This window comes from Streptomyces sp. NPDC032721, assembly GCF_055579625.1.
In genome coordinates, this window is the sequence record NZ_JBVIMX010000035.1 from 43,014 (window position 1) to 44,981 (window position 1,968).

The following is a 1,968-nucleotide window of genomic DNA, read 5'->3' on the forward strand; positions in this document are numbered from 1 at the left end:
ATGAGAGAGAACCTACCCCCGCGCCTAGGAAAACCCCACCCACCCCCACCACCCCCCCCCCCCCCCCCCCCCCCCCCCCCCCCCCCCCCCCCCCCCCCCCACCCCCGCGGGCGTGCTCCGCCACCTCCCAAGCGCATGTTGCGTATTGCGTCACCACGATGTATTTTGACCCATGCCCCTGCGGGATCGAGGAAGCCGGCGCGGTCACCAGAGCCGCCGGCTGAGCTCGAGCTCGATCAACCAGGCCCCGTCTGCGGGACCATGACCACGGCCTGCGACTTCACCGCCGGTTCGACAAGGAGTAACGGTGATTCCCGCCGACGCTGATGAACTCGTGACCACACAGGACATCGCGCAGAGATACCAGGCCCACGAGAAGACCGTGCGCAACTGGATGATGGTCCCGGGGTTCCCGGAGGGTTGGCCGCAGGGCCCCGGACGGACCCTTGTCCGTAAGGCCGCGGAGGTGGACCGATGGCTGAAGGAGAACCGTCCTGTCGAGTGGGCGAAGGGGCAGGACTCGGGTAATCCGTTCGGTCTGCCCGCCGGCAAGCCGACGGACCTGGTGACGCTGTCGGACATCTGCGCGTGGGAGGGCAAGGCCCTCGGGCGGACAGAGCCCGTGCCCGAAGCTACCCTTCGTAGCTACATCTCCAGGAAGGTCCTGGCCGCCCCGGACCGCACGCCCGGTGACGGTAAGCAGCCAGAGGTCTTTGAGCGGAAGTGGTTCCGCCTTACCGCGTACAACTTCGTGAACCGTCCGCGTACACGCATGCGCCGGCAGACCAAGGCTGAGGAGGCGCCGGCGAGCGAGCAGGCCCCTGCAGCCGGCGGCGTGCTTCCGAGCCCTTCGCCGACTGCGCGCGCGGAATACCTCGCCCCCCAGGGGATCGCGACCACGTATGCGGTCAGCGGCCCGACCGCCAAGGCGTGGACTCGCGTTGACGGATTCCCCGAGGCCGGCGACAACGGCTACAGCGCTGCCGAGGTCGACGAGTGGGTGCGGAACAACCGGAGGCGCTCCTGGGCCGCGGCTCGGCGCCGCGCGGAGCAGGCGGGCCGCACGCGCCCGACCGACTCCTCCGTCGACGCCGGGGGGAACCAGGTCAAGCCGGCGTCGGCGACTGGCTCGGCAACCGGGACGCAGGGTGGGCATGACGTACTTACCGCGGCGACGATCGGCGCGCGGTATGGGGTCTCCGAGCAGACCGGCCGGCAGTGGACCACGGTCAGGGAGAAGCGGGAGGGTCGCAAGATCCTCCGTCGTGCCTTCCCTGCTCCGCTGGACAGTCGCTCGGCTGAGGCCGAATACGCCCCGGGCGACGTCGACGCCTGGGTCCGGGAGAATCACCCGCACGTGTGGGCCGCCTACACGGGCACCGGGCCGGCTCTGGTCAACCCGCTGCCTGAGGGCGACCCCCTGGACCTGCTGGACATCTACGACTTCGCCGAGATCCTGGGGATGGCCACCCGCGGGGAACCCCTGGCCCGCGAGACCATCACTGCCTACCACGCCCGAGGGCAGGTGCCGTACGTCGACCGGACCTCCGGGGACGGCAAGAAGCCTGAGGTCTTCAGTGATCACTGGTACCGCCGGACGGTCTACGAGTTCGTCCTCAGTCGCAGGGGATCCGGCAACTTCGAGGCCCGGTCGTAGGAGTCCTTCATGGCCCTGAACGGCCCGGGCCCGCGCCGCTGAAGTTCCGTGGAGCCTCGACGACTCCCAGTGCCTGGATGCCTGCCGAGGCGCAGGTGTGCAGGCACAGGGGTCTGGGGGCCGCCTCGGTCCTTCCGTCCATCAGGCGCGCAGAGTTCACCGACGAACCTCGTGCGGTTAGGCCAGCTCAGCTGGCCTCCGCAGACGTCACAGGAGCGGGGGGGGGGGGGGGGGGGGGGGGGGGGGGGGGGGGGGGGGGGGGGGGGGGGGGGGGGGGGGGGGGGGGGGGGGGGGGGGGGGGGGGGGGGGGG

The 1,968-nt window shown here is 71.2% G+C and carries 1 protein-coding gene; it reads left to right on the top strand.

Annotated features, from left to right (window positions below):
* Positions 1–307: 307 nt before the first annotated feature.
* Complete coding sequence (locus tag ACZ5PB_RS41165; protein ID WP_468698643.1) at positions 308–1,657, top strand: helix-turn-helix transcriptional regulator; 1,350 nt, start codon at positions 308–310, stop codon at positions 1,655–1,657.
* Positions 1,658–1,968: the final 311 nt, after the last annotated feature.